The organism is Nostoc sp. 'Lobaria pulmonaria (5183) cyanobiont', assembly GCF_002949795.1.
Taxonomy (GTDB): Bacteria; Cyanobacteriota; Cyanobacteriia; order Cyanobacteriales; family Nostocaceae; genus Nostoc.
Genome location: NZ_CP026692.1, coordinates 5299660 through 5324602 on the forward strand (window position 1 = coordinate 5299660; position 24943 = coordinate 5324602).

Sequence of the window (24943 nt, forward strand, 5' to 3'; positions counted from 1 at the left end):
ATAATTAGTAATTAACAGATTTAATCTGGATTTCTCTGCTTGAATCTGTACTTTTCTTTTTTCAAATTGGTGTTATTACGAGAATCTTTTGTTAAATTCATAAATATGCCATTCCTGCACACCCCAATAACTGAGAATCGATTCTGCTTGCCAGATTTCATCTGTTGTTCCCTCAACCTTCACCAAAAATTTTTCTTGGCAGGTGGTTGGCTCACAGAGTCTAGGTTGCCTTTCGGGAGCAAACCAACCTTGAAATGCACCATAAACACTGCCAAAAATCGCACTCGCTCCACCCGCCAGCAGTGTACTCACCACAGATTCAACCGCTAATGCTGGCCCAAAACCGGGAATAACTAATACGCCAAGTCCGGCTGTTAGTGCCAGGAAGCCCCCGGTTGTTCCTCCTGTAATTGCGCCTGCTTTAGCACCTTCGATCGGAGTTATGGGATGTTTACCCGCATTAGCATCCTCGTGCAACTTTTCGTCTTCAGAGTCTAAAGTGAACACAGAAATTTTCTGCATGGGAAAGTCAATCGCTCTGAGTTCATCAAGCACCTGTGTTGCAGCCTGACGGGTAGAAATGATCCCGATTGCATTTTTAACTGGATTGAAATTCATCACAACATCTCCTATCAAAATCAGTAAGTTTAAAACGAAGCTTTATTAATCTCCAAATAGTAAAAAACTATAGTTTGATAGTGTGAGCATGAACCGTATTAGTTCGGGTATTCGTTTTAAACCTCAGTTGGGTTAGTTTCGTTTCTCTGCTTCTTTTCCAGGATTGCTGATGAATGTGAACGAAAAGTGAATAAATCGTTTATCCGACTTAATTTCACTTTTAAATCACATTTGTCCCTCAAGCTAAAAGACAACAAAAGTGAATGAAGTAATCGATTATTGTAGCTGGATATGAGCTTTAAGAAGATTTTGGTGGCGGTTAATGATTCACCTGCGACTGCAACAGTGTTTATAAAAGCGCTGGAGTTAGCCCAAAGAGATGCTGCTCAGTTAATGATTGGTTACAGCATTGAGCTAGCAGCTTCTAGTCAACTCACTGTGAACTTAGTAGACCTAAAAATAGAAACACAACAGGCACAAAGTTTACTCCAGTTGTACTATCAGAAAGCGAAAATACTAGGCATTATGGCAGAATACAGTTATCAAACAGGAGAGCCTGGGACTAACATCTGTGATTTAGCCCGGAGTTGGGGAGCAGATTTGATTGTGCTTGGTCGTAGAGGACTTAAAGGATTTGCCGAACTTTTAACAGGAAGTGTGAGCAATCACGTCGTTCATCACGCTCCATGTTCCGTCCTAGTTGTTCAACGTCAGTAATTCCTTGACAACTGTCTACCAACCGCCAGAATTTTGCTGTTCAAACGTGAGTTTTCTACAAATAGTATTCATTATGCTTGACAAGAAACAATCTAGTTTACTTGTAGTCCACCAAAGAGACTTTGCGGAGTTTATTTTATGGTAAAAAAATCAAGTTATTTTCTTCCCCTGCTCCCCCTGCTTTATCTGCCTGCCTTCACCCGTAATTTTTGGGTTGGTCGATTACTAAGACTAGAATACATGGGGTTGTTTTTAGCAGGAATAACCGTTTTAATGCTGGTTTTTCTATCAACTCATACCCATGAAAATCTATACTGAAATCGAAATTCAGGCATCCGATAAGCAAGTATGGAACTTACTCACTGATTTTGCCAGTTTTCCACATTGGAATCTGTTTATTCGTCAAATTAGTGGTTCGCTGAGTGAAGGGGCACAGCTAACCGTTCACTTTCAGCCTCCGGGTACAGATATTATGATCTTTCGACCTACTGTGATTACGGTAGAACCTAATCGCAAATTGCGCTGGTTAGGGCATTTTTTGATCCCAGGATTATTTGACGGTGAACACAGCTTTATCATTGAACCGCTAGGAAGCGATGTCTACGACGGGCTACGCCTACGCGTCCGCTTCATTCAGCAAGCATCTTTCCAGGGCTTACTAGTACCTCTGCTGGCTCGTCGATTAAATATTGACGTTCGCCAAGGGTTTGAAGCGATGAACCAAACATTGAAAACCAAGGCAGAACGCATTAATCAAACTACGACTACTTCATTAAATCGCTAAATCGCTTTTTCAAGTCAACTGCTAGCATCACCTGTTGAGACTTGACAGCAGGGCAGAGAGTGAGATACATAGTCGCCTAGAACCTCAATAAGGCGATGTCTGGCGACAAGCCCTTCGGGTTTGGGGGTTCGCAAGACGCTCGAAGACTCGCTAACGCTGCGCTAACGACGGGAACCGCCATCGCTCTTAGCGTCTCCCCTTGGGAGAAGACTGCGACCCCCTCACCGCTTTGCGTCTACGCACTGATGGTTGATTAGTTTGCAGTCGTTATCTGAAATCATCAGTCATCACTGAACGGGTATATAACCAAGCTCACTATCTTTGCATTTCCCCCTGTTGCATACAGCTTGAACTCTTTATTGGCTGAATTAGGAAAGAATAAACTGCTTAACACTACGCGTCCATCGCCCCCAAACACTTCTACCGAACTTCGATCCACGAGAATCCGAAGTTTTAAGAGGCTATTATTAGTGCCACGTGTCACAACAGGCATCTGAGTGATCTGCGAGCTTTCATTGGGTTGAGCATTCCTGAGGTTTGATACGAGCCGCTCAATTGTGGATGCTGCAAAAGGAAGAGAGACAGACAACCATTTACCGATAAACCCAGACTCTTGTTGTTTTAATTCTGAAGTCGATCCACCGGCTTCAGAAGCAGAGCGCGTTAGTGATAGCTCTCCCTTGTCGGCACCAGTACGTCGCCATGCCAACACCATTCCTTGCCCTGTATTACCCGATCGCAGATGAATCTTGATTTCAGAGTTCACTTTGGGCAAACCAGCCACATCAATTGCTAGGTCAGCATCGAATGCAGTGGAACGAAAATTCTTCAGTTCCTCTGGCGTCCTGTTAGTCAAGGGTTTATCCCGCAGCCGAGTCACACGCCCAAGCGCAGAATTTCTCAGAAGCGCTAGTTCTTGAACCGGAGTTTGAGTCAGCCAATAGGTGCCAGAATCTCTCATCAACCCCAAGTCTCGCGGAATGCTCAATTGTCCTCGCCACGGCGTTGTTGGAGTTTGGTGGGCGTAATGCCAATTATTTTGCCAGCCAGCCAGGATGCGTCGTCCTGGAGTGCCAGACCAGGTTTGAGGCGCATAAAAATCTGAGCCAAAATCTATAGGTCGAGGCTGTGACTCCTGCTTGAACTGCTTCCCATCAAATTCGCCTACGATATAAAAGCTACGTGAGGTAAATTTTCGGGAGCTTTCACAGTCCTTTTTGGGTTTAGGGTCAGTGAGCGGCATTCCGGTACTGTCTCGAAGACCCTGGCAGGCCACAGGCGGAAGGAAACCTTCGCTGTAGGTCAGTATCCACTTGGTCTGGTTCGTCCCCGAATTACTGATCGGTAACTCAAATAAATCTGGGGTTTCGACGAAAGGGCCTAAAGTGGTGAGGCTGCTGTAGAGCGGGATAGAGGATAGGAGTTTCCATTGTCTCAGATTCGCAGATTCGTAAAGCTCGGCTTTATCTCCAACCGCTAACACCATAATCCAGTGCCCCTTATAGGGGAATACCTTCGGATCTCGGAAATCTGGCTTAGGAGGTGTCAAGTTAGGCAACACACTCTCCGGTGCTTTAAAGGACTCGCCCCCATTGCAGCTAGCCGCAAGCCACTGATCCTGGAGTGAGATAATAGAAGTGTTCTTGGTGAATATAGAAGCAACACAAAGGTTTGAGCAGTCGCAGGGGAACTGTCTTGCTGCCTCACCACTAACGGTCACCGCCGACCCCGAAAAAGGAGACCAGACTTGATTCTGATCGTCGCTACTGGGAAGAAGATCCATTGACGGACTGAACATCGCGTCTCTGCGCCCAGACCAGTGAACCAGATCGGTGCTAACTGCATGTCCCCAGTTAATTTGGCCATTAAGATCCCGGGAGAACGGAATTGCCTGATAGTAGAGATGGTACGTCCCGTTTACATAGACAAGACCGTTCGGATCGTTCATCCATCCCCATGAGGGAGCAAAATGAAAGAAAGGTCTCCATGAACTGTTGGGATATTCCTGCACATTCAGCCGAACCGTTTCAGAACCTCCCTTGGAGTAATAAAGGTTTGGAGCGATTTTAACCGTCAGGTTAAAGTTCTGATCTTTAGGGACATTGAGAGGCACAGCAACTTCCAGTACAATTTGCCCTTTTGCTCTGCCCTGTCCAAGTCCTTTCTTACTGAGAAGCCTGACACCAATCCGCGCATCCGAGGAAGCGACCGAAGTCGCAAAATCGATCCCATCTCCGATCACAGTAATACGGCGTGTTTCACCCTGATGAACACTACCACCTCCAACAACCTTTTCGATCGCAGACCGAGCAGGAGCGGGAAAAATCAACAAAGCCGCGGTCGCATAGAGTACAGAAACAGTACGCACCTTCATCGCTCTTCTCCAAACAATATCCCTGCAATTCCGGCTGAAACTTCACCACCTTGACGCAAGGAAGTGGATGGATGCATTACATACATATTAAATTTTCATGGTAAGCATTTAATGCAGTAAACAAAAAATAACACTTTTCCGCTTTCCATGACGCTCCATTCATGCAAGAAGGTCACTATTAGCGTTTTATTCAAGTCAACTACTAGCATCACCTGTCGAGAGTTGCTAGCAGGGCAGAAAGTGAGATACATAGTCTCCCAATACGGTTCGGTTAAGACCAAAAAACCTGTAAACTTAGCTTTGTCTTCATTGAACCGCTAGGAAGCGATGTCTACGACGGGCTACACCTAAGCGTTCGCTTCATTCAGCAAGAATCTTTCCAAGGCTTACTAGTACCTCTGCTGGCTCCTCGATTAAATCTCGACGTTCGCCAAGGGTTTGAAGCCATGAACCAAACATTGAAAACCAAGGCAGAACGTATTGCTCAAACCATGACTACTCAATTGAATGCACAAGTCTAGCCTGAATCCCAGATATAAATGATGAAGGATTTGACGAGGCATAGATTAGAATTAATACCTAAATAGTGTTAATCAGGGATTTGCTTTTAAAATTGGGCGCAAATAAGAAACAAAAATAAGCAAAGAAACTTCTGACTCGCTCCAAAGCCTTATTTGTAAGGTTTTGCATCAGCCAGTGCTGTGTACCTTTCTTACATAAGAATGGCTTTTGTCACTTTGTAAACTGAAAATTGGTTGTATAAATAATAACTAATTAAACAATCTATTAAAAGCCTAAAATAGCTGTATCAACTTCTGTATTAAGAAATTATGGTTACAAATATATCGTTGATTCCAGGGAAAATATACAAAGTCACCACTACTGAAGGTGAACCATTAGGAGATTGGACATATAGTGAACATACTGCTGATGCCTGGATTTTCTATTTAGCATCTATACCTGGTACAGCAAAGATAATAGTAGAAAACACATCAATAGAAGGATTGAGATTTAGTTAATCATTACCATAGGTTTTTTAATCTATTCTACTAATTCGAGAATATGGTAATCTATTTCTCAACAAGGAGGGGGAAATGGCTATTTAATTAATTACTAACATAGTGTTCGGGTGATTAGGCTTTTCTTCTCTTATTAAGGATTTCCAGTAATTGAGATGCACATTTTTTAGCATTTTCAGGTGTGCTACATTCACTTGCTAATACCCGTTCTGAAATAGCTCCCTCGTGAGTGAGCATAGTTAAACGAGTATGGGCTTCCGCAGGCGTTTCTCGATGAACACTATCACCATCAACCTCGATAATCATTATTAGTCCATCTTTAATAATTACAAAATCTGGTTCAATACGGCGATAATCTTTACCTCCTCGAATAAATACCGGAAGCGGTGCAAAGGAAACACCAAGAGCCTTAAACGCCTGATACAAATATATTTCGGGTTGAGACCGGAATAACAATCCATCACATGACTTATTTGCAATGTTGTCTGAACGTACACGACCTTGATTAGTGATACCTTGCCCCCCTATCCATGCTTTTGCTTTTTCTCTCCATTGAGAGTTACTTGATAGCGTCGGTGATATAACAACGCATTTGATATACCAATTTGTCATATATGGTCTTAGCACATAGCATGTCTTTTCCAGAATTTCATTCTCTAAGTTCTCTTGATCATTAGCAATTTGGCTAACTAGATAATCAGGAATTGTTAAGTAGAAATTATAAATTTCAGTTCCACCGTTCCAGTTGTCATAATCTATTTGCACAATCTTGGCCGTCGCCTCTACAAGTACCGCTACCTGTTTTGCAGAGCCAGCGTTTGCAAAAAGATTAGTTAAAGTCGCTAATAATGGCTCTAAATTATTAAAATCAAATTCCATTGTTATAAAAAGTAAGCAACTAAAGGACAAGGAATCAGCGTGCAAATTGGGAAGGTGTTCAATCGCAACTATTATTATGTTATTCCACAATTTCATAGCGCACTAACTTCCTCACATCCTCACGGGGTAGACCTAGTTCTTGGGCAATTGTTGCTTCTATTTGGCTGAATTCTATTGTTGGAAGTTCTAATTCCAGTCGCTTCAAGATGGGGTCTGCTGTTTCCACTTCTACCTGGGTAATTCTCTTAGTTCGGTTGACGGCGGCGTTAATCAGCAACACATTGACTGATACCCGTGCTTCAAGTTGAGTATCTGACTGAAGTTTTTTCTTCGTGGAGTAGGGTCGGCTTAACTCTTGAGCAGCTAGGAAATTACAGCCAAGCCAAAACACAACCGCTACTAGTGGTAGAGGCAACCAAAACTCTAATCCCAGCCCTTGCAGCCAACGTTTACTAATACGCCACACCACTACACCTGCTTCTGATTTTGCTAGATCGCACTTCATCTATATCCTAATGGGATAGACAATCCTCTGAAATCTGACTGATGAAAGACGTTGAGATTGCTTCAATGGATTATTCTAAACAAGCACAAGTGTATAAAAGCGATGAAAATCTTACTGGTAGAGGATGATCCAAAGCAATTAATGCCATTGCAAATGGTTCTCTCTCAGGCTGGACACAGCGTCGATGGTGTCAAGGATGGTGAAACCGCTCAATGGCTTTTAGCTGAAAAAGAATATGACCTGTTGATTTTGGATTGGATGTTACCTCGAATTAGTGGAGTGAGCTTGTGTCAACAGTATCGGGCGGCAGGAAAAACAGCTCCCGTATTAATGATCACGGCAAAAGACACCACACCCGATAAAGTCATCGGATTAGATGCCGGAGCAGATGATTACCTAGTCAAACCAATTGATATTATAGAGTTCATGGCGCGGGTGCGGGCATTGAGGAGGCGATCGCCCCTCTGGCAAGGAGACACCCTCTGGTTGGCAGACCTGCAACTTCATCTCGATACACTAATTTTGGAGCGACAAGGGGCGATCGTATCCCTTTCCAGCCAAGAATTTCAGTTGCTAGAGTACTTCATGCGTCATCCTAAGCAAGTCTTGACTCGCAACCAAATTGAGCAAGCCGTATGGGAGTGGGGTAGTGAGCCAGAAAGCAATGCAATCACCGTTTTAGTTCGTAAACTTCGCCAACGTTTACAAACATTAGCAGCAGCCGATTGGATTGAAACTGTTTACGGCATGGGCTATCGTCTAAACCCTCCAAAACCATCTTGAGATTTAATAACACCGGAGACCGAGAATAGGCAGTAGGCAGTAATGTAGTTCAATTACTTAAAAAGTCTTGTAATTACTAATAGGACTTACGCAATAACTCTCTGAAACTCTTATTCCTTTGTGTCCTTTGCGTCCTTTGCGGTTCGTTTTTTCATTATTTTGCGTAAGTCCTGACTAATTACGAACTTGTATTGAGCGCAGCCGAAATATTACGAATTACGAATTAGCATCAGTTGTGTTTAACCGCAGTCGTCGTAACTTAGCTCGTTGGTTTACCCTTTCAATGGGGTGCATTCTCATTCTCTTTGCTGGAGTCATTTACAATCTTGAGGTAAAAGACAAGCTCAAAGCATTAGATCAACTGCTTTATAAAAGAGCAGAGCTAATGGCAGCCAGTTCGCAGTATCGGCTGTATCAAGGACAAAAACAAGTCGATCTGAGCAATATACCGCTATTGGGTAGTGGTTCTCACCCCGCTGATCTTGAACTGGTGTATATTCGCTGGTATGACCCCAATAGCAAACTCAAGCGGTTTTTTGGTACTCCACCTCCAGAGCAGTTAGAAATAGCATCTGAGTTTCTCACGATTAAGTCTGTTGACCAGTTTACAGGTAAGACGTTTTGGCTTCGTCAAGTCACGCTACCTGTTCAAGGAGGAAATTCAGTCATCGGTTATCTGCAAGTTGCCATCCCACTGAAAGAAACTCAAAACGAGCTCGGAGAATTTCAGTTAATATTGACCCTTGCTGTACCTGTAGCACTGGGGTTAATTGGACTTACAGGTTGGGTACTCAGTGGCATAGCTATGCAGCCTGTTCAGCTAGCCTATAATCAACTGCAACGCTTCACATCAGATGCTTCTCATGAGTTGCGATCGCCCCTTTCTGCGATTTTGACCAATGCCCAAGTTGGGTTACTAATGGCAGCAGACCATCCTCAAATCCATCCCTCAGTGGAGAACATCATCGATAGCGCTAAGTCGATGAGTACCTTGGTCAATAACTTATTACTGTTGGCACGGCATCAGGGAAAATTAACTCCCGAATCTCTCAAAAAGGTTAATCTCAATAGCTTGCTAGAGAATTTAGCTATTTATTACAATACTCAAGCTGCAAAAGCGTCGATCAAGTTGATCAGCCATTTACCAGAACAACCTATTGAGTTGTGGGCTGACCCCGATTTGCTGCGGCTAGCTGTGGAAAACTTACTCAACAACGCTTGCAATTACACTCCGTCTGGTGGAACTGTCTGGTTACGCTTAGAACCTCATCCAGATCGGGCAGTAATTCAGGTCATCGATACTGGAATTGGAATTCCAGATGCAGATTTACCTTATATTTTTGATCGCTTTTATCGGGTTGACACAGAACGTGCCAGAGAAAGCGGCGGATTTGGGTTGGGATTGGCGATCGCTCAACAAATTGTCCAGGCTCACGGAGGTCACATTCATGTGATGAGCAATGAGGGTAAAGGCTCGACATTCCAGATAAAATTACCGCTTATGAGGCATTCCTAAATCACCTTTAAGAGATGATGGTTCATAATGAAAATCTAAAATAAAGAGCTATATTTAACGACCCGCTAACAGAGAAGGCACTGTTAGCGAATTTAAGTTAAATTAATCCAAACGTGGACTATTACAAATACATTTTAGAGTTGAGCAAAGCTTCTTCAAAGGTGCATCTGTCGGTTTTTTGACAGGTAGTACATTACTTCGATGCCTATGGCTACTCCCACCATCAATACTAAAACCCAGACAGTTTGTGGATCTGTTTGCAAAGCAAACCAAATTAACATTCCTAGTGCTACTAAACATATTCCAGCACCTAGAAGTGAAATCCATTGCTTGCTTTTCGTATAACAATGCATACGAGCATTAGCTAAATTAACCGCAGCAAATATTAAGAGAAACCCGGCACTACCCATCGTTGATATCCGACTTATATCAAAGAAATTGGCGATTATGAGAGTGATACCACTAGTAATAAATAAGCCAATTGAAGATTGATCTATGCCATTTATTTGGCTGCCAAAGTCAAACCCTCTAGATTTAGCAATCACAGAGCTAAAACGAGCTGAACCGTAGAGTGTTGCGTTACTAGCCGAGATAGTTGAGAAAAGAGCAGCAATAGTAATCAAAACAGATCCAAATTGCCCCATAATTGGTTTGGCAACTTCAGCCAAAGCATAGTCTTTTGCTGCCAAAATCTGTTCTATTGGTTCTGCTCCCAATGTAACTAGTGCTATTAAAACGTAAAGCAAAATAACGAACCCGATTACAGAGTAATAAACTCGTGGCAAAGTATGCTTGGGATTGACAAGATCCTCTGCTGTATTGGCGATTAGCTCAAAGCCTTCATAAGACAAGAAGATTACCATTGCTCCTGCGAAAATTGACTGTAGCGACGATACTGAGACTGGTTCTAGACGGGAAATGTCGATATGACTACTTCCCACAGTAATGAACAGGATCAAAATCCCTAGTTTGAAGCTGACAATCCAGATTTGAGATTTACCAATATGATTTGCAGTTAGTAGATTTAATCCAGTTGTCCCTAAAATTGCCAAGCTAATCAGTAAATGCTTCCAAATAGGTTGAGTAGATGTGAACAGGCTAACTCCATAACTACCAAAAGCCTGTAAGTAAAAAGAAAGCATGACTACATAGCTAAACCATAGTAGAAGATTCAGTGTCCCACTAAACAGCCCTGAACCAAAAGCCTGGTTTAAGAAGGTTACTGTCCCGCCTCGACATGGATGAGCTACTGAAAGTTTTGCATAAGCATAAGTAGTTATCAAAGCTATTGTCCCAGCGATCGCAAATGCTAGTGGTGCGCCTGTATGAACTATTTGAATTACAACTCCCAGTGCTGGGAAAAGTCCACCGACAATGCCTCCGACACCTAATGCCCACACAGACCAGAAACCGATTTTTTTGCTTGACACCTGTAACCTCTTTAGGAATAGATAGTCTTATAATCGTTGACCAACAGGCATATAATCAAGCTGAGATTAGGTGGTTGGGAATATAGCAGTTCTCGATCAAATGAGACACATCCTCAAAGTTGAGAGGGTTTATATATGAAGTCTAGCTAGACTTCACCGACATAGAAAGGGCTATAGAAGTATTTGGCAAAACACTATCAGAAATCTTCAGGAGAGTAACTGTACTCAAGAGTTCTAAATTAAGAGACTCGACGACGGCGGGAAATAAAGTAAACCCCCAACAAAGCAAGTCCTCCGAGAGTTGTAGGTTCGGGAACAGAGTGAGGTTTAACACCAACAGGTGGAATTTTAATAGGAACATACAAAGCAACGTCAACAGGTGGAATTTCAACCGCAACAGGTGGAATTTCAACCGCAACAGGTGGAGTTTTAACCGCAACAGGTAAAGTTTCAAGGGCACTAGGTAAAGTTCCAACGCCAACAGGTGGAGTTTCAACGGCTTTGGAACAATTAGCCGAGCTACCTTTATTGACAATTCCTAATGTTGCATTAGCGTCTAAACAGATACCAACTGTGGCCAAATCAGCGATTTGTACTCCCAGGTCGGCTTTTGCATCAGCTTGAGTACTTTGTTGATCGGCTTTAATTCCAACCGCAGCTTGACCAGTGGTTTGGACGATCTGTGTTGGATTATCCAAAGATGGTAGTTTAACTTGACTTGGGTCTTTTATTTGTGCAGTTGTTTTAGAATCAGTTGCAACTCCAGCCAATTGTCCAACGGTGGTATTAGTTGTCTCTTGGACAGTAGCTTTAACGCCTTTTGCGACTTCAGCAGTAGCAGTATTAGTAGTTGTGGTTACACTTTTTAAAGTTTCAAGGGCAGCAGCTAAAGTTTCAATGCCAACAGGTGGAGTTTCAACAGCTTTGGAACAATTAGCCGAGCTACCTTTATTAACAATTCCTAATGTTGCATTAGCGTCTAAACAGATACCGACTGTGGCCAAATCAGCGATTTGTACTCCCAGGTCAGCTTTTGCATTAGCTTGAGTACTTTGTTGATCGGCTTTAATTCCAACCGCAGCTTGACCAGTGGTTTGGACGAGCTGTGTTGGGTTATCCAAGGATGGTAATTTAACTTGACTTGGGTCTTTTACTTGTGCAGTTGTTTTAGAATCAGTTGCAACTCCAGCCAATTGTCCAACGGTGGTATTAGTTGTCTCTTGGACAGTAGCTTTAACGCCTTTTCCGACTTCAGCAGTATTAGTAGTTGTGGTTACACTTTGTACTGTTTTAGGAACTTCAGTTTTTGTGACTGCTGTTATTGCACTTGTCAAGCTAGCTGAAGCAGGTGTGATAGCAGAATATACCCCAAGCAAGCTAATGGCAATAACTAAAGCGTTAGTAGAAAGTTGCTTATTCATTGATAACTCCAGGTAAAATCTTGATGTTTGTTTCGCTTCTCATGCTAAGTAGTCTGAGTAGCATTTGTAAATAGCGAATTTACTAGTTTTATTAATTTGATTTAAATTAGTGAAATGACGGCTATTTTGCTTCATTTTCATGAAGAGTTAACAGGCTCAAGATTTTTGTTACCAGTATTAACACTTTTTATAAATTAATCTAAAAAAAATATATGTAATCTTGCCATAAATCACTTAGAACACTTAGTCAAATAAAGCTTGACGGATGAGTAACGGTGGGAATACTACTTTGAGATCGGCTATGACGAGGAATTAGCAAAGCATAAGCGATAAATTGAGGGTTTCTGCGGAGTTTATCAGTTTCCATACAGCTATCGAACCATTAAGATGCTTGTTTGTTCTAATCAGCACCTTAACGGTTCGATAGCTTGCTTGCCGATTCCCTCAACTAAAAATCGTTCAAAGTATTGCTCAAAGCAACTTTACGTAAAGCAGTTTCAATTTGTGAAACCAGACTGACAGAAGTTGTAGAAAGAGGTTACGTTAAGTGTTAATCACAAGCCGCACCCCAGCCGCGATGGTAAAAGAAATAGCAATTTGCACCCGTGGACTAACTAAGCAATTTGACCGACACGTTGCTGTCAATGATGTGGATTTAGAAATCCAGGCGGGGGAAGTATATGGACTGATTGGGCCGAATGGCGCGGGTAAAACAACTCTCATCCGCATGTTGGCAACTGCTGAGGAACCAACTACGGGTGAGATTTTTATTAATGGCGATCGCCTACTCCGTGACAAGAGTAACCCCAAGCTCAAGCGTCGTCTAGGCTACTTACCCGATGACTACCCGCTATATGAGGATTTAACAGTCTGGGACTACTTAGATTACTTTGCGCGTCTCTATCGCTTGCGAGAACCGCGCCGCACTCAACGCCTACATGAAGTTTTAGAACTCATCCAACTTGGTAATAAACGTAATAGTCAGATTTCTACGCTGTCGCGGGGGATGAAACAGCGCTTAAGTTTAGCGCGAACCATTATCCACGAACCGATTTTACTACTACTAGATGAGCCTGTTTCTGGGCTTGATCCCATTGCTAGGATGCACTTCCGGGAAATCATCAAGGCTTTGCAAGAAGCTGGCATGACTGTCATCATTTCCTCCCACGTTCTTAGTGATTTAGCGGAACTCTGCACATCCGTGGGAATTATGGAACTTGGCTTCTTGGTAGAAAGTACTTCCCTACAGCAACTTTACCAACGTCTTGCTCATCAGCAAATTGTGATATCAACTCTAGGGAATCTAGAGGCACTTTTGAGCGAATTAAAACATCATCATTTAGTAGAAGAGTGGGAGGTAATACCAGGAAAAAACAGCGTGCGGGTGAATTTTTCGGGCAAAGATGAAGATAGTGCTGAGTTGTTGCGATCGCTCATCAAAGCGGGCATTCCCCTGACTGATTTTCACTGTACGCAAGAAGATTTAGAAAGTATTTTCTTGAAATTAGGTCACAAACAAGCATCTTGATTCGTTAATAAATATTACTCCCCATTTTTGGAGATTTTTTTGCTATGATGCCCAATTTTATCGACAAAATCGGCGATTGGAATCCGCAACTATTGCGGGAACTCAAAGGACGACTGAAATTTTTTAATGTTGCGATCGCATTTGCAACTTCCCTACTACTGCAATTAGTAGTTTTTTTATATCAGTTCCGCGAATATCCTGGTGAGAGATACTCACTAACTGCTACATACTGTAATCTGCGTCAAGTATATGAACAGCAACAAAACCGGATTTACCAGCAATCAAATCAATCTATAATTAATGAATTCAATAAATTCCTCTCAAAGAACTTTTGTCCCCAAAATGAAATTAATTGGCAGTTGTGGTGGCGAGACCATTGGGAATATATATTCCTCTCTTTTACTGTAATTTTTGGATTTACACTATTAGTTGCAGGAACTTATTTACTAATCAACGATTTAGCAAAAGAAGAAACTCGCGGTACGCTGAATTTTATCCGTCTTAGTCCCCAGTCAGAAACAAGTATATTGACTGGTAAGTTGCTAGGAGTTCCAAGTTTAATTTATCTGACTGTTTTAGTAGCAGTTCCTTTACATTTGTGGGCCGGACTTTCTGCCCAAATTGCCTTTAGCTACATTTTGAGTTATTACGCAATTCTTATTGCTAGCTGTATTTTCTTCTACAGCGCCGCACTACTATTTGGCTTAGTTAGTCGCTGGTTGAGTGGTTTTCAACCTTGGTTAGGTAGTGGTGCAGTTTTCCTTTTCTTGTTGATAACGTTTCAGATAACATCATCAGATCATTCAGGCGCTTGGTATAATTCAACGGCTTGGTTGAGGCTGTTTGCTCCTTGGGATGTAACAAATTATCTATTTCCTAAATTATTCCATCTAGACAAGGGTTCTACCTTGAAAAACTTGCAGTTTTTCTATTTACCATTAGGAACAAGTGTTGTTAGTGTTGTTTGCTTACATTTATTAAACTTTCAATTGTGCATTTACGGTATTTTGCAAGCTCTTAAACGTTGCTTCCGTAATCCTCAAGCTTCAATAATTAGCAAGAAGCAAAGTTATTTACTAGTAACTTTTTACCAGTTGATGATCTGGGGATTTGCTCTACAAAATGGGAATAATAATAACACATGGAATGAACAGGTTGCAGGAAATTTCGTTTTGCTGGCAGTGTACAACTTTGTGTTGATTTTAAGTTTAATTGCAGTTCTTTCCCCTCATCGTCAAGGTGTACAAGATTGGGCAAGATATCGACATCAGGGAGTTTCTAACTATAAGAGTGTTTGGCAGGATCTAATTTGGTCTGAAAAAAGCCCTGCACTTGTGGCGATCGCTATTAATTTGACAATTGCTACTATCCCCTGGTTAGTTTGGCTTTTACTTACATCTGTTGTTGACGCAAACAATGGCCGAACTGAGATTGTTAACGAGATTGACAGATTTAAAGTACTTTTAACTATAGCTTTGTCTATCAGCTTAATGATGATTTACGCTACCATCGCCCAATTGATACTTTTGCTGAAAACTCCTAAGCGTTCTTTCTGGGCAATTGGGACTTTAGGTGCTGCCATGTTCTTACTACCAATGATTCTAGAAACTATCGGTATCTCGTCGTGGAAACATTCTACTGTATGGATGTTTACACCTTTTCCTTGGGCAGCTATAGAACCCGCTGGGGTGACAACAGTTTTTATGGCACTCTTAGCTGATTTGAGTGTTCTCGCGTTGTTAAACTTTCAGTTGACAAGGCAGGTGAAATTAGCAGGCGAATCTGCTACGAAAGCAGTGTTGGCAAGAGGTTAGGTAAGTAGTTATCGATAAAGTTATAACCCCGATTTCTTTGAGAAATCGGGGTTATTGTTTTTCATGAATGATTTAAGACTGCTATATTATCTATTATTTGCCTACATCGACTATTAAATTTTTAATCGGCATAAGGATCGTAACAATCGGAAAATCATGTTAAATATCCCTACTCAAGACCTACGCTATACAGCTATCCAGTTTTTAGAACAAAGTCCCCCACAGCGTCTACAACTTCTTAAGCAACTGGGTATAGCTCGTTATGAGTTTTTAACCAAAATCCAACTAAATGAAGCAAATATCATCTGTATGATGCGGTTTTTTAAATATCCGAGTCAGCTAAAGTTTCCTAATCTTATAGGAGCAGATTTATCTGGTTTAATTTTAGATGGTGTCAACTTCATCCGAGGAAATTTGTCAGAAGCCAATCTACAAGGTAGTAGTTTAGTAAATGCAGACCTCTTATTTGTAAATTTTACGAAAGCCAACTTGAGAAATGCAGATTTACGAGGTGCAACTCTGAATGAGACTATTTGGTTAGAGACTCTAGTAGATAACTGTCAGCTTGGTGTAGGTATTGGTTTAAATCATCTACAACGTCAAGATTTAGAACTACGCAAAGCCATATTTAATTCTTGAAAAGTTAGTAATGAAAACACAAAAAATTATAAAATGATTGAATTGATATTGAGATGGATAAGTTAATGAGTATTAAGTTGCCCCAAAAACTGATGTTGTTGGGTTCAGGAGAACTAGGTAAAGAATTTGCGATCGCTGCTCAACGTCTTGGTAATTATGTGATTGCCGTTGACCGCTATGCCAATGCTCCAGCAATGCAGGTTGCTGATGCTTATGAAGTTATTTCTATGCTCAGTGCTGATGATTTAGAAGCTGTAGTGACAAAACATCAGCCAGATATTATTATACCAGAAATTGAAGCAATCAGAACAGAAAAACTTCTAGAATTTGAACAGCGAGGAATTACAGTTATTCCGACTGCGGCTGCCACTAACTACACAATGAATCGTGACAGAATTCGAGAACTGGCACATCAACAATTGGGCATCAGAACAGCTAAATATGGTTATGCAACAACTCTAGAAGAATTGATTACAGTTTCGGATAAAATTGGCTTTCTCAATGTTGTTAAACCTGTGATGTCATCATCAGGGAAAGGTCAGTCTGTAGTCCAGGATAAGACTGAGGTTGAGAAAGCTTGGAATTATGCGATCGCTAATTCTAGAGGAGACAGTCAAAAGGTGATCGTAGAAGAATTTATTAATTTTGAAATGGAGATAACTTTACTGACAATTAAACAGTGGAATGCACCGACAATTTTCTGCTCTCCCATTGGTCATCGTCAAGAAAGAGGCGATTATCAAGAATCGTGGCAACCGGCAGAAATTTCTGAAGATAAAATATTAAAAGCCCAAGAAATAGCTATAAAAGTAACTGATGCTTTAGGAGGAGCCGGAATTTTTGGTGTTGAATTTTTCATTACCAAAGATGAAGTTATTTTTTCCGAACTTTCTCCCAGACCCCACGATACGGGAATGGTGACATTAATCTCACAAAATCTCAATGAATTTGAATTACATTTAAGAGCTATTTTAGACTTGCCAATTCCTCATATAGAGCAGCTAAGAGCCTCAGCCAGTGCGGTAATTTTAGCCTCAGAAAAATCTGATTCTATTGCTTTTGGTGGTGTAGCCGATGCTTTGTCAGAAAAAGATGTAGATATTAAATTATTTGGTAAACCTAATGCTCATCCATATCGGCGAATGGGCGTAGCTTTGGCGAAGGGTGTGAATGTCCAAGAGGCTAGGCAAAAAGCTACTATAGCCGCAAGTAAAATTAAAATTATCTAATTACCGTAGGGATACACGGTTGTGCGTCCCTACCAATATCTATTTTGAACTGTTATCTCGTAGCACTATTAGGCAAATTAACCGCAGCAACTGGATTTGTCTGATTCAGATAATTGTAAACAAGTTGGGAAACTTGACGAATAAAGTCTCTCCCCCTAGTGTCTTTATAGGGACGGGTGACGAAAATGGCGGCCAAATAGCGCTTACCATTGGGCATAGTGACAAATCCCGCATCGCCGATGAGAAAGCCGATATCTCCAGTTTTGTTAGCGATAACTGCACCTTTCCCCAAACCAGCGGGAAGCAGTGTATGAATTGTGGTGTGACGCAAAATATCTAAGGCTTGCTCCCGACTTTGTAAAGAAACTAGCTTGTTATTCACAACTAAAGCCAGCACCCTCGCCATATCTTGAGAACTTGTGGTGTTGGTTCCTCTCAAGTCAGCCAAAAGATGCCGAATTACTGTGTCTTTCAGTCCCCAACTACGGAAGCGCTGATTTAGTCGCGCTGCTCCACCTAAGCGATCAATAATCATGTTGGTGGCGGTATTATCGCTAATGGTAATCATCTTAGTGATGGTTTCCAAAGCTGTGTACTTCTTCCCAACTCGCTCATATTGCATACTTCCAGAACCATTGGTAACTAAGTCACGCCGCATAGTCAGGTTTTCCTGAAGGGTGACTTTACCAGCATCTAAATCCTGGAAAAAGGCGATGAGTATTGGCAGTTTGATTGTACTTGCAGCGGGGAAAACGCGATCGCCTCCAATATCCAAATAATCCCCAGTATCCAAATCCAGAAAAAACATTCCTGTTTTCAGAAAACTGTAGCGACTCATTAAGACTTTAATTTGAGGTTCCAGCGCTTTCATCGGTGAATGCATCGGAACCACGCCAGCAAAGAGAGTACTATTATCATTCACTCTTGGAGCAATACTCGGAGTTATCTCTAAATATTGCGGCTGGGTTGCAGTCAATTGTATTGGCTTGGGTAACTGCACAGACCAATGATTGGCGGATTCTTCTTGCAGTTGTACCTGTGCTAAATCAAAGGTGTAACCGGATGCTAAAGTAACTACCATACGAGTAGTCTCTACATTAAACTGCTCGATACGAATGTCTTTAATTACTAACCCCACTCTTTGACTAGTCTGTGGATATCCTAACGTAACTCCAGGTAAATCAATGACCAGACGAGTAGGGTTCGTAAGTAGTTGTACTTTCGGTTGAACGTTCTCATCTGTGGTAAAGTCCAGATGATTGCGATTGCTATCAAAATGCCAATTTGCGATGGCTACGCCCGCCGCAGGCATCGCACCATTAGCTTTAACAGTGGAGCCAAACAGGATCAAGCTTAAGAAACTGGGTAGAAGCCAGCTAAATTTTACAATATTTTCTTTGTGTGTGAGTAGCATCAGCGATCGTTTTGTGTGTGAGGAAGATTCTTGAAAATAAAAACCGCCCACCATTAAAGCACAATTATGAAAAATTTTGTAAATTGCCGTGAAAAGGCATGGTAAAGAACCAACCGAATGGATTTTGAGCGTGGCGTAACCTACCGCATCCACGCACGAATGCGTTTGCGTATCGCGGCTGATGACTGTTTCTCCGGCGTGAGCCAGCAATGCCACAATTGTGTCACTGAAGGCTTTTATTGCGAAATCCACAGTAGATATTCGACAGGAATAACACAGAAAAATCAGTGTTATCCTGACATAACATTGACATCAGAATGACATATCTAAAAAGTATATAATCAACTATACTTTTAAAAAATCACTATAATTTTTGTTTAGTAACTGTGTTGCTCAAAAATTTAATATTACTTAATCAAGTCTTAAGCAAGCAAGTGCTATTGCAAAATTTTTTGTTGCATAAGATATCTCAAATCAGTTCTGACCTAATTAGGTAACTCAAAAAATTAATGTGAGGTGAAAGTGGAACTTTTTAACATATATAAAATTAGTCTAGCTTCAGTATTGTTAGCTACACCCTTATGTGTTTTTCCTTTGAGAATACTTGCAGAAACTCCAAATCCCAAACAGCCAGCAGTTATTATTAATAGTGGCTCTACAAATACCTGCAAATATAGAATTCGCGTATTGCCATCCGGAAAAGCAACTTATACTGTTTGCAACAGAAAAGGTGTAGGTGAAATAAAATTAGGCACAGCTACTAAATTTTTCAATGATATTTCAGCAGCTAAACTATTGTCAAATTTACCATATAAACCCTGTGTGAAATCTGTTTCGTTCGGTACGTCAACTCAAGTCAGGTATCAAGGGCAAACATCTCAAGATATTAGCTGTCCAAGTAATGATTCGAGAGTGACAAATCTGTATGATGATGCTAAAACCATTCAACAGGAATTGAACTTTTCAACTTCCAAAAATTAACTGTCTACGTTTGACTTGCAATTTCAATTAAAATCCCCGATTATATGGAGCCGCGCCTACTCAAACCAAACAATCACATTCGATTTCACCTGTGCGGCTTCCAGTTTACTCCCCTACTTACAAGCAGCTACAAACACAACCTCTGGTAACTTAATCGCTTTAATCGTTCGGGGTGTTTCTTTAAAATAAGCGATCGCTCCCGGTATATGATCCCAACAGTGCTTGACTATACATTAGACTTATTGCAGAAGTCGGGAAAAGGGGAAGTATTTTGTATTTTCCCCTTTCCTTTTAACATGAGTCCCTTTTCCCACCTCTTGCAAAAAGCACTTTTGCAAGAGGTCTATTGGATTTGGAGATTGAGGCGGTTTGGCTATAATTTTCACTTCAAGTGAAGAGATTAAATTTAAACACTCTTGCTTCCCCAGCACTTTCTTCTACTCCCGCTTAAAGAGATCGCCTTAACAGATAACTTTCTTAACCGAATCATATTGAGAGTTACTCAGATTGTTGAGGTAGCTACCAACTTCACTGTTAACGCTATCCCCTTACTAAGCTTTTTGCATAGGCTGTTCCTGTAATCACCTTGATTGATGGACTTCACAATCCTAAATCTACGGCAATACGGTGGGCGCAAGCAAAACCAGAAAAAGCCACTGCATTCAAACCCTGACCCGGAAAGGTACTATCCCCTACACAATAAAGGCCTGAAATAGCTGTGCGATTAAAGGGCATGTTCAATAACCCCCACAACTTACGCCGGGGAATTGGCCCATAAGTGCCATCCTCACGACCCAAAAAGCGGCGATGGGTGCGCGGTGTCCCCACTTCTAAATAATCCAATCCGGCATCTAAACCCGGAAAAATCTTCTCTAGGCGGTCAATAATTCGCCAAGCCGCCTCTTCTTTCTTTGCTTCGTACTCACCCTGAGAAAGTTCTTGCCAATCATCAATCCAATGAGGAGTGAAGGCATGAATGATGTGATATCCATTTGGTGCTAAATCTGGGTCAAGCAATGTGGGAATCGAAACAAACACTGTGCCTTCTGCTACTGTCATCTTTTCCCAGTCTTCCAGCAAAATATGGTGACACTCTGTCCCCACAGGTAAAACTGACTTCTTTACCCCGATGTGCAAACTCAAGAAGCTTGGAGATTTTTGATAGTTTTGTTGCCATTTTTTCTCATTATATGGCATTTCTTTTGCTGGTAGTAATTGTCCAAATGTATCCCAGCGTGTAGCATTAGAAACTATGCGTTTACCCCGATATACTTTACCATTCGCCAGTTGTACACCTACTGCTTTTCCTTGTTCTGTCAGAATTTTCGTGACTCTAGCTTGGTACTGAATTTTACCTCCAGCCTTCTCTAGACCTTCCACCAGTTTTTGGGCTATTTGTCCGACTCCGCCTTTAGGATAGTTAACTCCGCCATAATGCCTGTCAGAAAAGACCATCCCAGCATTAATCATTGGTGTCATGTCTGATGGAACCACCGACCAGCAATAACATTCCATATCGATAAATTTCAATAATTGCGGGTTTTTGATGTAACGCCGCGCCACATCCCCGGCATTTTGGGGCAGATACTTGGCTAAACCGAGACACGCCAAAGGATGCTGGAAAAATACGCGCAGTAGATACTGAGGTTCTTCTAGCGACAGCAAATCCATCCTGTTTAGACATTTGAATACTTTTTGGCATTCGTCATAAAAGCGACGAATCCCTTGTTCTTCATGGCGAAAATGAGCAGTAAGATTTTGCAAAAATTTTTCATAAACCCGGTCAACCTTCAGGTCTAAACCTTGAGGTAGATGATAGTGAATCTGCACCGGATCTGCGATCGCTTCTTGGCTGACATTTACAGCTGATAATGCACGGGTGAGTAAGTTGGTTGTACCGTTCTGTCCCAGTCCAAAAATCATTGATGCGCCAACATCGAATCGATAGCCTTGGCGTTCAAAATAACCAGCACTACCACCCGGAATCAAATAACGTTCCAGTACCAGCACTTTCGCTCCCTTCGCCGCTAACTGGGTCGCTGTTACTAATCCGCCAATCCCAGACCCAATCACGATCGCATCAATATCTTGCATTTTGGTCATTTGTCATTTGTCATTTGTCATTCTCCCTTATGTCCAATGCCCAATTCCCAATGCCCCAATCAAAAAAAAAGAGGGACGAGCCTGCTACTGCTGACTAATCCCGTCTGCCGATCCTTAAAAGAGAGGAGAACACTTTATAAGAATATAGCCTTGATTGAGAATTAATGTCAACTATTAATGAAAGATTTTATCAATAAAATTGAGATTGTTAATTTTAAGCTGTCAGCCGGATGCAGGAAAGAGTATTATGGTGTTTCAGTTGTTATACAATAAAAAGGCGCCTATTTCTGGCTATGACGCTACAATTGCGCGTTTATGTTCCACCCCATCCCCTGATCGAGCACTGGCTAGCAGTAGCCCGTGATGCAGGCACGCCTTCAGTATTGTTCCGCAGTGCGATGACTGAGTTGGGAAGATGGCTGACTTATGAAGCTGCACGAGACTGGTTGCCGACTCAAGAAACAGCAGTACAGAGTCCCTTAGATATCTGTCCAGCAACGGTGATCGATCCGCAAGTGCCTATGGCAGTAGTGCCAATTCTGCGGGCTGGGCTAGGATTACTAGAGGGAGCGCAGACTTTACTGCCTTTAGCATCGATTTACCACCTTGGCTTGGCGCGAGATGAAGAGACACTGCAACCTCATTGTTATCTGAACAAGTTACCAGAAAAATTTGACCCCCAAACACGAGTATTAATTACCGATCCAATGTTGGCAACTGGAGGGTCAATCATGGTGGCAATGGCAGAATTGACACAACGGGGTGCCGATCCAACTCTAACGCGGATTGTTTGTGTAGTGGCGGCTCCACCGGCTTTGCAAAAATTGAGTGAAGCTTATCCAGGTTTAATAATTTACACCGCTGCAATTGACGAAAAACTGGACAGAAAGGGATATATTGTACCGGGATTAGGAGATGCAGGCGATCGCATCTTTGGGACTTAAGCTAGTATGCAGCTAGGGCAGGAAAATAGCATAACTACTGTAAAAGTTGCAAGGTTTGTGAAGGCGGTAAAGATATGAGTCAGCGAGATGGTTTTGGCAGTGGTTTTGTAGCAGGGGCGTTTGTTGGTGGCGTATTTGGTGGTGTTATCGGCGCACTGATTGCTTCTCGACGCGATCCTCAATTACTAGCAGAGGAGGAGACAGAACTAACGGATAGCCAAGTCGAAGCTAAGAAAATAGCAGCAAAGCGGCGTCAGATGAAAGCCTCAGAAAGTGAGAGCATCGGCATAGAAACGGCCAGGCGATCGTTAGAAGATAAAATTGCCCAGCTAAATGCCACAATTGATGAAGTGCGAAATCAACTGGGAAAAGTAAATAGTGGTTCACCCCAAGCAGCCAATGACCGCTCCCTCACTAAAGACTCCTGAAATTTGTTCAGGCGTGGTGAAAGTGTCAAGTGTGGTAAATCGGGAATCCGCATACACCATGACATGGACTAAATTAAAATTAAAAGATAAGACCGCGTTTGACACCTAGTAGGAAACAAAGCTATCCATGAGTTTACTGATTACGACACTAATTACCTTTGTCACCTTTTATAGCTATTTGCTAATTATCCGGGTTTTGCTAACCTGGTTCCCGACAATCAACTGGTATAACCAGCCATTTGCCGCTTTAGCCCAGATAACCGATCCTTATCTGAATCTATTCCGCTCAATTATTCCCCCACTAGGCGGTATAGATTTTTCGCCGCTCTTAGCTTTCTTAGCACTCAATGTAGTTACTGGGCTTCTGAGTGCCATTCCATCTAACCTGCCCTTATAGAAAGATTTTGATTACTATTTTGGTAAAGAATTGTGTAGAGACGTTAAGTATACAAGCGTCTCTACAATTTTTTACGAATTACGAATTACCTACGCACTTGACCGCTAAACCCGGCAGCCTTGAACTGTTTTAGCTTCAACGGAGTAGGCTGATTCGCAGGTACAGAAATTCTCAATTCAAAATCGCTAATACCTGGTGGCACCTCGGTAATAGAGCCTAAGCGAGTGCGGTTTTGCATCACCGAGTCATTATTGGCATCATAGATACGTCCAAAAATATCTGCGTCGTAGACTGTTTTATTAGTGCCATTTTCTGCTTTGCCAATGACAATAAAACAATTGGCTGCCGCGCTACCACTACTGATAACAGCGCCTTGTGCTAGTTCTGATGGACAATCTTTATAAGAGACATCAAATAGTTTAATCTGTGTCAGGGCTACAGCTGGGGGAATAATCACCCACGATAGAAAGGTAATGAGACATGAAATAAAAACGACCGTGAGCGAACGCAACCGCATAAAATACCCCGTGAGTTAATGTAACAAACAATAGACATCTGGTGAAATTAAATATGCGTTATCCGAACCCTTGTAGAGACATAGCAGTGCTACATCTCTAGATTCATTTTGGAGATGCCATATAACTTACAACCTCAGCTTACCTTGAATTTAACTACAGGGTGATTGGAGACTTGAATTTAACATTTGTAATAATTAGGGGAATAACCCCTCAATTGCTATTAACTTATGACTCCAGATGAGATTGAAACAGCTATGCTTGCAGCCTTTAATAGTTGTGATGCCGCAAGCTGTCCTCTCACTGACACGCAGAAACAGATATTACTACAAATAGTCGAGCAAATTCAGGGAAATTCTACCTCTGAGATGTCAAATATTGCTAATCCTTTAGATGAACTTACCCCAGAAGAGTTAGAAACATTTTTACAGTTTGTGAAGGATGAAGAACAACGCAATCGCACTTGGAAAGTGCAATTACTCAACGACTGGTTGCTAGAAAAGGACTCTGGAACGGTACAGTTTATTCGCCAACGCTATGGTTTACAGTGGTTGAATCGTGTTGAGTCATATCATTTTGATAAGTATTCTTATTTTGAGGATGCACTGAAGTTAAGAGTAGGCGATCGCATTGAAGTTTCCAATGCACTATGGGAATGGGTGCAGGAGAATGGCCCTTGTAAGCGGGAGTGGTTTCCTTGTATGGTGATTAAGGTTGAGGAAATTAGCGATGTCTACGACGGGCTACGCCTACGCGATGATTCCTCCACTAATTGCGTCGTGCGCTTCTTTAACGGCGCAGAATATGAAATTCAAGGAATGTATGAATGGAATCGCTACAATTGGCGCTGGCCTCAGAAGTAGTAAAGAGTGCTGAGTTTTTAATACTTGTGAATGAGTCTGCGA

Annotated in this window: 23 protein-coding genes; 14 read left to right on the forward strand and 9 right to left on the reverse strand. The window is 41.8% G+C overall.

Translation table 11 applies throughout. From position 1 onward, the window contains the following. Positions 1–75 precede the first annotated feature (75 nt). Entirely contained in the window at positions 76–618 is a 543-nt protein-coding gene (locus NLP_RS23500) for a hypothetical protein (RefSeq protein WP_104908440.1), read from the reverse strand. 291 nt (positions 619–909) lie between these two features. Here NLP_RS23500 and NLP_RS23505 point away from each other — a divergent pair, with 291 nt between their 5' ends. Further along, the gene (locus NLP_RS23505; protein ID WP_104908441.1) at positions 910–1335 is read left to right on the forward strand and encodes a universal stress protein; all 426 of its coding nucleotides are present in this window, start codon (positions 910–912) and stop codon (positions 1333–1335) included. A gap of 301 nt (positions 1336–1636) precedes the next feature. Beyond that, entirely contained in the window at positions 1637–2119 is a 483-nt protein-coding gene (locus NLP_RS23510; protein WP_104908442.1) for an SRPBCC domain-containing protein, read from the forward strand. Between the two features lie 280 nt (positions 2120–2399). Here the strand turns inward: NLP_RS23510 and NLP_RS23515 are convergent, their stop codons facing one another. Beyond that, positions 2400–4493, reverse strand: a complete 2094-nt coding sequence (locus tag NLP_RS23515; protein ID WP_104908443.1) for a glycoside hydrolase family 32 protein — start codon at positions 4491–4493, stop codon at positions 2400–2402. Between the two features lie 830 nt (positions 4494–5323). Between NLP_RS23515 and NLP_RS23520 the strand changes: the two genes are divergently transcribed. Beyond that, positions 5324–5512 (forward strand): hypothetical protein, encoded by a 189-nt coding sequence (locus tag NLP_RS23520; RefSeq protein ID WP_104908444.1) that lies wholly within the window; start codon positions 5324–5326, stop codon positions 5510–5512. Positions 5513–5626: 114 nt separating this feature from the next. Here NLP_RS23520 and NLP_RS23525 read toward each other — a convergent pair whose 3' ends face one another. Together NLP_RS23525 and NLP_RS23530 are read right to left on the reverse strand one after the other, a co-directional pair. Further along, positions 5627–6487 (reverse strand): hypothetical protein, encoded by an 861-nt coding sequence (locus NLP_RS23525; RefSeq protein WP_234017038.1) that lies wholly within the window; start codon positions 6485–6487, stop codon positions 5627–5629. Next, positions 6471–6896 carry a hypothetical protein gene (locus NLP_RS23530; protein ID WP_234017039.1) on the reverse strand — a complete coding sequence of 142 codons (426 nt, stop codon included), beginning with the start codon at positions 6894–6896 and terminating at the stop codon, positions 6471–6473. Before NLP_RS23530 ends, NLP_RS23525 begins: the two co-directional genes overlap by 17 nt. A 102-nt stretch (positions 6897–6998) precedes the next feature. Between NLP_RS23530 and rppA the strand changes: the two genes are divergently transcribed. Beyond that, positions 6999–7679 (forward strand): two-component system response regulator RppA, encoded by a 681-nt coding sequence (gene rppA, locus NLP_RS23535; RefSeq protein ID WP_104908445.1) that lies wholly within the window; start codon positions 6999–7001, stop codon positions 7677–7679. A 235-nt stretch (positions 7680–7914) separates the two neighbouring features. Continuing rightward, entirely contained in the window at positions 7915–9195 is a 1281-nt protein-coding gene (locus NLP_RS23545) for a sensor histidine kinase (RefSeq protein ID WP_104908446.1), read from the forward strand. Positions 9196–9350: 155 nt separating this feature from the next. Here the strand turns inward: NLP_RS23545 and NLP_RS23550 are convergent, their stop codons facing one another. Then, positions 9351–10625 carry an APC family permease gene (locus NLP_RS23550; protein WP_104908447.1) on the reverse strand — a complete coding sequence of 425 codons (1275 nt, stop codon included), beginning with the start codon at positions 10623–10625 and terminating at the stop codon, positions 9351–9353. A gap of 239 nt (positions 10626–10864) precedes the next feature. Beyond that, the gene (locus tag NLP_RS23555) at positions 10865–12046 is read right to left on the reverse strand and encodes a PEP-CTERM sorting domain-containing protein (protein WP_104908448.1); all 1182 of its coding nucleotides are present in this window, start codon (positions 12044–12046) and stop codon (positions 10865–10867) included. Positions 12047–12623: 577 nt separating this feature from the next. Here NLP_RS23555 and NLP_RS23560 point away from each other — a divergent pair. The 4 genes from NLP_RS23560 to purT all read left to right on the forward strand — a co-directional run bounded on the left by NLP_RS23560 (position 12624) and on the right by purT (position 17256). Beyond that, positions 12624–13574, forward strand: coding sequence for an ABC transporter ATP-binding protein (locus NLP_RS23560; protein WP_104909999.1), 951 nt, complete (start codon positions 12624–12626; stop codon positions 13572–13574). 44 nt (positions 13575–13618) lie between these two features. Further along, entirely contained in the window at positions 13619–15388 is a 1770-nt protein-coding gene (locus tag NLP_RS23565; RefSeq protein WP_104908449.1) for an ABC transporter permease subunit, read from the forward strand. Positions 15389–15544: 156 nt separating this feature from the next. Further along, a complete protein-coding gene (locus NLP_RS23570) occupies positions 15545–16027 on the forward strand; it encodes a pentapeptide repeat-containing protein (protein ID WP_104908450.1) in 483 nt (160 codons plus the stop codon). Between the two features lie 65 nt (positions 16028–16092). After that, positions 16093–17256, forward strand: coding sequence for a formate-dependent phosphoribosylglycinamide formyltransferase (gene purT / locus NLP_RS23575; protein WP_104908451.1), 1164 nt, complete (start codon positions 16093–16095; stop codon positions 17254–17256). Between the two features lie 52 nt (positions 17257–17308). On the opposite strand, the gene NLP_RS23580 is transcribed toward purT, so the two are convergent. After that, a complete protein-coding gene (locus NLP_RS23580; RefSeq protein ID WP_199784879.1) occupies positions 17309–18670 on the reverse strand; it encodes a serine hydrolase in 1362 nt (453 codons plus the stop codon). Positions 18671–19192: 522 nt separating this feature from the next. On the opposite strand from NLP_RS23580, the gene NLP_RS23585 reads away from it, so the two are divergent. Further along, positions 19193–19651 (forward strand): hypothetical protein, encoded by a 459-nt coding sequence (locus NLP_RS23585; RefSeq protein ID WP_104908452.1) that lies wholly within the window; start codon positions 19193–19195, stop codon positions 19649–19651. Positions 19652–20251: 600 nt separating this feature from the next. Here NLP_RS23585 and crtH read toward each other — a convergent pair. Continuing rightward, positions 20252–21754, reverse strand: a complete 1503-nt coding sequence (gene crtH, locus NLP_RS23590; RefSeq protein WP_199784674.1) for a carotenoid isomerase — start codon at positions 21752–21754, stop codon at positions 20252–20254. Positions 21755–22047: 293 nt separating this feature from the next. Between crtH and upp the strand changes: the two genes are divergently transcribed. The 3 genes from upp (at position 22048) to NLP_RS23605 (ending at position 23523) form a co-directional block, all read left to right on the forward strand. Next, the gene (gene upp / locus NLP_RS23595; protein ID WP_104908453.1) at positions 22048–22698 is read left to right on the forward strand and encodes a uracil phosphoribosyltransferase; all 651 of its coding nucleotides are present in this window, start codon (positions 22048–22050) and stop codon (positions 22696–22698) included. 74 nt (positions 22699–22772) lie between these two features. Further along, positions 22773–23126, forward strand: coding sequence for a hypothetical protein (locus tag NLP_RS23600; protein ID WP_104908454.1), 354 nt, complete (start codon positions 22773–22775; stop codon positions 23124–23126). A 127-nt stretch (positions 23127–23253) separates the two neighbouring features. Beyond that, complete coding sequence (locus NLP_RS23605; protein ID WP_104908455.1) at positions 23254–23523, forward strand: YggT family protein; 270 nt, start codon at positions 23254–23256, stop codon at positions 23521–23523. Between the two features lie 85 nt (positions 23524–23608). On the opposite strand, the gene NLP_RS23610 is transcribed toward NLP_RS23605, so the two are convergent. Continuing rightward, positions 23609–24040, reverse strand: a complete 432-nt coding sequence (locus NLP_RS23610) for a biotin carboxylase (protein ID WP_104908456.1) — start codon at positions 24038–24040, stop codon at positions 23609–23611. 228 nt (positions 24041–24268) lie between these two features. Here NLP_RS23610 and NLP_RS23615 point away from each other — a divergent pair, with 228 nt between their 5' ends. Next, positions 24269–24901 carry a hypothetical protein gene (locus NLP_RS23615; RefSeq protein WP_104908457.1) on the forward strand — a complete coding sequence of 211 codons (633 nt, stop codon included), beginning with the start codon at positions 24269–24271 and terminating at the stop codon, positions 24899–24901. Positions 24902–24943: the final 42 nt, after the last annotated feature.

What these genes read in the sequence shown, in the direction of transcription:
- NLP_RS23500 (WP_104908440.1), bottom strand. Translation starts at nt 618, where the DNA reads ATGAATTTCAATCCAGTTAAAAATGCAATCGGGATCATTTCTACCCGT.
- NLP_RS23505 (WP_104908441.1), top strand. Translation starts at nt 910, where the DNA reads ATGAGCTTTAAGAAGATTTTGGTGGCGGTTAATGATTCACCTGCGACT.
- upp (WP_104908453.1), top strand. Translation starts at nt 22,048, where the DNA reads ATGACGCTACAATTGCGCGTTTATGTTCCACCCCATCCCCTGATCGAG.
- NLP_RS23605 (WP_104908455.1), top strand. Translation starts at nt 23,254, where the DNA reads ATGAGTTTACTGATTACGACACTAATTACCTTTGTCACCTTTTATAGC.
- NLP_RS23520 (WP_104908444.1), top strand. Translation starts at nt 5,324, where the DNA reads ATGGTTACAAATATATCGTTGATTCCAGGGAAAATATACAAAGTCACC.
- NLP_RS23570 (WP_104908450.1), top strand. Translation starts at nt 15,545, where the DNA reads ATGTTAAATATCCCTACTCAAGACCTACGCTATACAGCTATCCAGTTT.
- rppA (WP_104908445.1), top strand. Translation starts at nt 6,999, where the DNA reads ATGAAAATCTTACTGGTAGAGGATGATCCAAAGCAATTAATGCCATTG.
- NLP_RS23530 (WP_234017039.1), bottom strand. Translation starts at nt 6,896, where the DNA reads ATGAAGTGCGATCTAGCAAAATCAGAAGCAGGTGTAGTGGTGTGGCGT.
- NLP_RS23615 (WP_104908457.1), top strand. Translation starts at nt 24,269, where the DNA reads ATGACTCCAGATGAGATTGAAACAGCTATGCTTGCAGCCTTTAATAGT.
- crtH (WP_199784674.1), bottom strand. Translation starts at nt 21,754, where the DNA reads ATGACCAAAATGCAAGATATTGATGCGATCGTGATTGGGTCTGGGATT.
- NLP_RS23515 (WP_104908443.1), bottom strand. Translation starts at nt 4,493, where the DNA reads ATGAAGGTGCGTACTGTTTCTGTACTCTATGCGACCGCGGCTTTGTTG.
- NLP_RS23565 (WP_104908449.1), top strand. Translation starts at nt 13,619, where the DNA reads ATGATGCCCAATTTTATCGACAAAATCGGCGATTGGAATCCGCAACTA.
- NLP_RS23580 (WP_199784879.1), bottom strand. Translation starts at nt 18,670, where the DNA reads ATGCTACTCACACACAAAGAAAATATTGTAAAATTTAGCTGGCTTCTA.
- NLP_RS23510 (WP_104908442.1), top strand. Translation starts at nt 1,637, where the DNA reads ATGAAAATCTATACTGAAATCGAAATTCAGGCATCCGATAAGCAAGTA.
- NLP_RS23600 (WP_104908454.1), top strand. Translation starts at nt 22,773, where the DNA reads ATGAGTCAGCGAGATGGTTTTGGCAGTGGTTTTGTAGCAGGGGCGTTT.
- NLP_RS23610 (WP_104908456.1), bottom strand. Translation starts at nt 24,040, where the DNA reads ATGCGGTTGCGTTCGCTCACGGTCGTTTTTATTTCATGTCTCATTACC.
- NLP_RS23555 (WP_104908448.1), bottom strand. Translation starts at nt 12,046, where the DNA reads ATGAATAAGCAACTTTCTACTAACGCTTTAGTTATTGCCATTAGCTTG.
- NLP_RS23560 (WP_104909999.1), top strand. Translation starts at nt 12,624, where the DNA reads ATGGTAAAAGAAATAGCAATTTGCACCCGTGGACTAACTAAGCAATTT.
- purT (WP_104908451.1), top strand. Translation starts at nt 16,093, where the DNA reads ATGAGTATTAAGTTGCCCCAAAAACTGATGTTGTTGGGTTCAGGAGAA.
- NLP_RS23525 (WP_234017038.1), bottom strand. Translation starts at nt 6,487, where the DNA reads ATGAAATTGTGGAATAACATAATAATAGTTGCGATTGAACACCTTCCC.